General features: G+C 48.4%; 8 protein-coding genes. 2 read left to right on the top strand and 6 right to left on the bottom strand.

Going from position 1 to position 6,828, the window contains the following annotated elements:
- The 5 genes from BMZ51_RS22755 to BMZ51_RS22735 all read right to left on the bottom strand — a co-directional run.
- The coding region (locus BMZ51_RS22755) for a DDE-type integrase/transposase/recombinase (protein WP_139201469.1) at window positions 1–287 on the bottom strand (287 nt) is incomplete at its 3' end.
- A gap of 133 nt (window positions 288–420) precedes the next feature.
- Window positions 421–564: a helix-turn-helix domain-containing protein gene (locus BMZ51_RS24830; RefSeq protein WP_082825703.1), complete on the bottom strand. Its 144-nt coding sequence runs from the start codon at window positions 562–564 to the stop codon at window positions 421–423.
- 374 nt (window positions 565–938) lie between these two features.
- Window positions 939–1,421 (bottom strand): SRPBCC domain-containing protein, encoded by a 483-nt coding sequence (locus BMZ51_RS22745; protein ID WP_068009421.1) that lies wholly within the window; start codon window positions 1,419–1,421, stop codon window positions 939–941.
- Window positions 1,414–1,749, bottom strand: coding sequence for an ArsR/SmtB family transcription factor (locus tag BMZ51_RS22740; RefSeq protein WP_068009423.1), 336 nt, complete (start codon window positions 1,747–1,749; stop codon window positions 1,414–1,416). The genes BMZ51_RS22745 and BMZ51_RS22740 overlap by 8 nt, the downstream gene beginning before the upstream one ends.
- A 215-nt stretch (window positions 1,750–1,964) precedes the next feature.
- Entirely contained in the window at window positions 1,965–3,356 is a 1,392-nt protein-coding gene (locus BMZ51_RS22735) for an ISNCY family transposase (protein ID WP_082825704.1), read from the bottom strand.
- 329 nt (window positions 3,357–3,685) lie between these two features.
- On the opposite strand from BMZ51_RS22735, the gene BMZ51_RS22730 reads away from it, so the two are divergent.
- Window positions 3,686–5,200 carry a GSCFA domain-containing protein gene (locus BMZ51_RS22730; RefSeq protein ID WP_068009426.1) on the top strand — a complete coding sequence of 505 codons (1,515 nt, stop codon included), beginning with the start codon at window positions 3,686–3,688 and terminating at the stop codon, window positions 5,198–5,200.
- 103 nt (window positions 5,201–5,303) lie between these two features.
- Entirely contained in the window at window positions 5,304–6,395 is a 1,092-nt protein-coding gene (locus BMZ51_RS22725) for a hypothetical protein (protein WP_139201468.1), read from the top strand.
- Between the two features lie 125 nt (window positions 6,396–6,520).
- Here BMZ51_RS22725 and BMZ51_RS24415 read toward each other — a convergent pair.
- A partial coding sequence (locus BMZ51_RS24415; RefSeq protein ID WP_208979635.1) for a hypothetical protein occupies window positions 6,521–6,828 on the bottom strand: 308 nt, incomplete at its 5' end.

Below are 6,828 nucleotides of genomic sequence, written 5' to 3'. Positions count from 1 at the left end.
CGCTTATCGATGGCCCGAAACAAATATTTCCATTGACCCTTAACCTTCACATATGTTTCGTCGACACGCGAAGAGAACGACAGCCGATTTTGATACCACAAACTACGCTTTTCTAGCTCAAGCGCGTCGTGCTGAACCCAGCGGTAGAGGGTGGTGTGGTCAACATCAACGCCGCGCTCATTCAGCATTTCCTCAAGATCGCGGTAGCTCATGCCATATTCACAGTACCAGCTCACAGCCCAAAGAATGATCTCTCCCTGGAACTGACGAAACTTGAATTCTGACATTGCAAATCCCCCACAACGTAGCGATCATGCAGGCAAGGCCTCAAACTTGCAACAAAGCCGTCGAACTTGTGGGCAACAAGACAGAAATAGCCATCCAGATCGTGCCAGACATCATCCTGAAATCTGTTGTGTTTCATCTCGCGATAACTTGTGGATCTGGCTTGCCCAAGCGCCGAGCAATTTCGGATACCGGCATCTTAGCCTGATCAAATTGCTCGAACAGCCGCCGATCCTCTAAGGTCAAATGCGAATAACAGCGTATAGTTTTCAATTCCATGCCGACAGTCCAATAATCTAACTAACTGATTTATATTGCTGTCGCACTTCATATGTGTATCCACCCCCCTACATGTAATGTTGCAACCAAGCAGAAGTGGCGCGGCTGGGGCAAAGCAGAAGTGTCATTGCTGAGGTAATGAACGGCACGATGTTAAACCTTGCGGAAGCGCTCTGGCCCTGGAGGGCGAAGACCTCACTCTATCGCAGGACGACAGGGCCAGAAGGTGAAGGGCACCGTTGAGGGTGCTCTGAGGAGGATGAGCTCACCAAGCGTACGAATCACGCTTCAGCACTTCGCCAACGGCAGTAGTGCGGGCGAAGCTGCTGCTTGAATATCTGTATTAAACATCCGCTTTGGCGGAGAATTTGTTGTTACGTGTGATCAAAATGGACAACTTGTGAGGAGTGACCGTGTCCAGCAGCCAGCGCCGAGAGGTTGTCAAGGGCAGCGGACCAACCGTTGCGATAGTCTTTGAAGAGATCCGGCCCGATGATGCTGGTGATTTGTAGAGTGACGCGCAGTCTGCTCCCCGTACCGCTCTTCGAAATTTCATGGCCACAGAGCGAGATCGAAATTATCTGGCCACCGACAACCAGCGTTTCCGTAAAAGACAGGAAATCAGGTGTGACGATGTGAAAAAGGCTGGCGGTATTGAATTCAGGTGCCTCTTTCGGGCCACACCGAGTTTCCTCGCGTCCTCCCGCGCGGCAATCATACTCTTCGATAGTGACAACGCTCTCGTCATTTGGCGCACTCCACTTTTGTCGTAGTTCACGGTCTGTCAGAACGTGAAAAAGATGCTCTGGGGCACAGGCAATGTCGCGTTCCAAAATCAGGGTTTCAAAGTTAGCCATCGTTACTTTCCTTTTCGATGTTCCCTGCAAGAGCGGATAGGCGGTCGAGGCGCTTCTCCCAGACGTGCCGCTGCTGTTTCAGCCACTCTTCGGCCTCGGCAATCGGTGCGGCTTCGATATAAACCATGCGGATGCGGCCGATCTTTTCGGACCGAATAATCCCGGCGGCTTCTAGCTTGCCTAGATGCTTTAGAAAGGACGGCAAGGCCATGTTGTGAGGCTCGTGCAATTCTGACACCTGGGCAGGACCGGCCACCAGTCGCACGATCACGGCGCGCCGTGTCGGATCTGCAAGGGCGGAAAAGAAGCTATCGAGATGGTTAGCCATATGGCTAAGTAACCAAATCTATTACTCGCGTCAAGAAAAAGACAACCAAGAGGATAGGTATTTATGAAACTACGCTTGCATAATGACATCGGCTACCATCTCGCAAACAAGGTCGCCTTTGCACGCTTTCCGACAATTCAGGTGATATGCAATATCCGATGCTATGGCCTCTGAGCAACCAGAACAAGGTGAAACGGAGGGGCAGTCACTCATCCTTATGTCTTCGGCTTGGTATGCTTTGTCCTGAATTCCTCCAAGATAGCCAGAGACTCTGCACGGCTGCGACCAGTACCTTGAGAGCGCCGTGCTCGCCGGGGTTTGCGCTCACGCTTCTCATAACCGCCTTTGTCAGATGAACTTTTGACCTTCACACGAGGGGGGCTGGCCTCTTGTTCTTTCTTTACAAAGGCCAGCACTTCGCCCAGACGTTTGTTCTCGGTAGCGGCTGCATGGGTGACGCGCTGCTCCTTGTCAAACACCGTGTGCGGCAGCACCCTGCCTTGCCAGCGCAGCTGCACACGGCCATCAGCAAACTGATAGGTATCAACGTATTTTCCAAACAGTTTCTTGCTCAGGTCATTGGGTTCCAGAATGAGCATCTTGCGATTGTAAGAAACGGTCAGCTGCTGCGTCACATAACGCTTCTCGCGCCAGCACAGGATGTCGGCCAGCCGGTCCGGCTCCACATTCAGCGTCCGGTGCAGGTTGTCCGGGCGCGCCGGGACCTTGGCAAATTTGACGTTGAAACGCTCCATAAAACCCTCCAGAAACGCATTGCCAGCTTCCCTATCACTGATCCCGGCAAGACGCAGTTCCTTGACCAGGCGATCCTGCAAGGTGCGGTTGGCGCGCTCCACACGGCCTTTGGCCTGCGAGGAATTGGCGCACAGCATCTCAATGTTAAGCTCCGACAGGGCGCGGCCAAACTGGGTCATGCCAGCACCGCCTTTGGCCTCAGGATTGGCCACCTTAAACACGCTATATTTGTCAGAATAAAACGCCACCGGTCGGCCATGTTTATCTAAATAGTGTTCCAGCGCGGAAAAATAGGAAAACGCGCTTTCTGAGGGCACAAACTGAAGCTGCATCAACCTGGAAGTCGCATCATCAACAAAGACGAGCAGGGTGCACGGATCACCGCGATCCTCGAACCAGCGGTGATCACTGCCATCGATCTGGATGAGCTCGCCATAGGCCTCACGGCGATTACGCGGCTGGTGAAACGTGCGCCTCTGCGCCTTGTTCAGCCAGATCCCGGCCTCGATCATCCATTTGCGCACCGTCTCGCGGGAGGCCTTCAGTCCGTGATGTTCTTCAAGCTTTTCTGCGGCCAGTGTCGGGCCAAAGTCAGAATAACACTCGGTGATAACAAGTTGCGCATACTCGCGAGTGCCATCACTGATCTGGTTGTTGGGCCGTTTGCCGCGCGCACGGTGGCGCAATCCAGCAGCACCTTCGCCTTTATAGCGCTTTACCAGCCGCGAAATCTGCCGTGTCGACAGACCCAAAAGGTTGCCGGCACCCGCATTGCTCAGTTCGCCGCGCACAACTTGCGCAATCAATTCAACACGACTTAACTCCCGCTCACTCATTACCACCCATCCCATCCCACGCTCCCCAGCATAACCTGAACCAGGCCAAGCATGACATTTTTAGTTTGCTAAGGGTAGACAGTTTAGCATTGCGATGACATGTAACAGTCGGATAATGAAACTTATGGAACTTCAATTTAGTCGCTCAAAGGCTCAGTGTTTCTTGACGATTGGCGAGAAGTGGAACCCTTGAAAGCTGTGAAAGCCAATTTGTGCCGTTTATTTCGAAAAGGAAACCTTACCTGGCCCACGATTACATTTTCCAGTAGTTTTAGGAGTAACAATTTGGGACGGATGCGCGTAGCATCTGACGCAGTTATAGATGTTTGAACTGCGGGGTTATTGTGCCGATACAAGTCATTTCTGGCTTAGACGCCATGAAAATCAGGAAGAGCAACCCTGTAGCGCAATGGCCAAATCGCGGAAGGGCAAACCGCTTTGAACCGATAGCCAGGCCCCAAATTACGAATAGTTTCAGATTGGAACCTGGCTCCACCGTCTTTACAGTTGGTTCGTGTTTTGCACGAAATATTGAAGCAGAACTGCAACGACAAGGCTTTTTAATCCCCTCACGAGATCTTTTTAAAACGACTGAATTTCAAGGGTTTAATCATTCAATCATCAATAACTTTAGCGTGCCGTCGATCTATAATGAGTTTTCCTGGGCTTTGGAAGCTGCGGGAACTTTTAAGGCAAATGACAATATCATCGAAGTTGGAGCTAACAAGTTTATTGATTTGCATTTGCTATCTAGCATTCGCCCTGCTTCATTTGACGTTGTGATAAAAAGAAGAGCTGCACTTAGCACCTATTATAAGTCAGTCACAGAGGTCTCCACTATAATAATTACTCTTGGACTCAGTGAGGTTTGGTTCGATAATCAAACCGAATGCTACCTCAACAGCAGTCCATTGCCGAAGGTGATCGATAGGTTCCCCAAACGCTTTGAGTTGCACGTTTTAAACTATATTGAAATTATATCTTACCTAACCAAAACGATTGATTTGATAAACGAAACATCAGACACCCTGCCAAATTTTCTATTAACAGTATCGCCCGTCCCTCTTTTTGCCACACACCGTGAGATGGATGTCGCGATTGCAAACACATACTCCAAATCTGTCTTGCGAACAGCCATAGAAGAAATAGTATTTAACTACGATAATGCTTCTTACTACCCAAGCTATGAATCCGTTATGCTTAGCGACCGGAAACATGCTTGGATGGATGATCAGATACATGTCACGCCGGAGATTGTAGGTGTACAGGTAATGCGTTTAGTTGACGCCTTCTGTGGGGGTAATGGAAGCACACTTAGTCGCGAACAAGTCATTGAACGGTCTCGATTGCCTATGACGCGGGCAAAGAGGGTCGAATTCTTTAATGCCTATAGCGAGCAATACTCAAGCGATCCCGAGTTTGCATTAGAGTTTGCAAGGCACCTAAATACGGTGGGCCAACATAAAAGGTCTCTCATACTACTTGATATGATAGAACTTGATGCCAATGCGATTGTGGTAAAAGCAACTGCACTTAGAAAATCTAAACAATTTCAGGAAGCATTCGATCTATTATCCCCCGCTGTGGATGGTATGTCGAAAAATCCGGAGGTTTGGCAAGAACTTGTAGCGTTGTTTTTAGATCAAAATGACCCTATTAGGGCTCAGGCCTTTGTGGCTAAATGGCTTACTGCTATGCCGGGAGCTGCCGCAAACACGTTTCGCCGTTGCGCAATACTGTTCCTACAAACTGATACCGGTACCGCGAAAGCATATTTTCAAAAGGCTCTGAATCTGAATCCGGAAAATGACTTTCTGAAAAAAGAACTGTCTAAGCTCCAAGAACTGGAGATTCCATAGTAGGCCCCTACGTTATTTCCAGCTCAGTTTGGGGGGTTTCCTGATTGCATCTGGAATAACTAGAATATCCTCAAATTACAGAGTTAGTCTCAGGAGGTCGGTGTTGCCATACCAGTTTGAACAAATGTGTTGTGTAGATGAGGAAATCCCTTTCAAAGACGTTGGGGCTCCCGCAAACGTGATGAACACACCAGGGATGCTTTCTAAGAAAGAGCGTCGACTGCTTTACACTATGGGCAAAAATGTATTCCAAGGTAAAGGGCGCATAGTAGACGCCGGGTCATTTATGGGGGCATCATGTGTCGCGCTCGCGCAAGGCGTTTCAGATAATCCAATATTCGACATTTCGAATTTCGACCAAGGAACATCAAAACGGAGTTTGATTAGCGCATATGATATGGGCTTCATGCCTGCGCAAGAAAGTGGGGACGAAAAGTTCAAACAGTTTGGTGAAGTAATTTACAGATTTGGTGATTCATTTGTTGAAATATTCTTAGACAACATCAGGCCATTTGAAAATTTCATTGAAACCAATATCGGTGACTTACTTAGTTTTGAATGGGATGAAGAACCGATTGAGCTTCTATTTGTTGATGTCTGCAAATCAGTTAAACTTAATCAGCACGTCAATAAACAGTTTTTCCCTCACCTAATACCTGGAGTGTCGAGGGTCATCAATCAGGATTTCTATTTTGACCGATTGCCTTGGTGCAAGGTGACTATGGGTTATCTTTCTGAATACTTTGAATGGCAAGGGCAGGCGATGTCATCAGCGATATATAAGCTAAAAAAACCAATTCCTAACGAGGTACTTAATTACGACCCCTTCACACAAGGTAGCCTGACTGAGTGCTTAAAGTATCATGATATGCATGAGCGCCCCTATCATGGTGATAGAGAAAGAATGCTACTGGGGTTATCGAGAGCTTTCTTGATGACCCTGAAAGGAGATAAGAAAGGTGCAATTAATTATCTCGATTACATTAGTCAGGAATACGGTGACTGCGTCCACGACCCGGTGAGAGGCGAAATGAACGCTATAAGGTACAATCGGACGGTTCAGCAAATAAAGTCAGATTCTATCCGTTGGCAATGGGGGGATCACACGGTCCCAAGCACTTACAAGTTTCAAAAAATAAGATCTTTAATGCAATCGTTTTTTGGAAAACGCCTAAGTGTACAACATCATCGATAAATAAGACAATGGCTTTGAAGCCACTGAGTCAGCTCAGCTTCGCAGGCAATGATTGTTAGAGGGATCAGTGCCTGCGTTATTGCGAGTGGTAATGTGCTTTGGTGGAGGTTATGTTGCGTGTCCTTTTATTCCTTGGGGTCAGCGATCATGGTATCTACACCTTCCACTGGGATCTCAGCATCAATGAGCCATTGGGACATTTGGGGAGTGGCGTCCTTTTCTATCTTTGGGCGTTTTTCTCCCTGTTTGTGAGATGGTGCGGGCCAAGCATACTCTGGAACCACCGCTTGGCGTTGTGTGATCTTTTCAGCTCTGTTGCATCTGTTGAGTGAAGACACTGACCTGAGACCCAAGTTTCCTCCAGTTTTTGTGAGGATCCATTGTTTGTATTCAAGCCTTATGCGGCTATCATTTCCAGCCCTATCTGCCCGGC

It is taken from the genome of Pseudovibrio axinellae, from assembly GCF_900110875.1.
In the GTDB taxonomy this organism is placed as follows: domain Bacteria; phylum Pseudomonadota; class Alphaproteobacteria; order Rhizobiales; family Stappiaceae; genus Pseudovibrio; species Pseudovibrio axinellae.
This window is presented reverse-complemented; position numbering and strand designations above follow the sequence as displayed.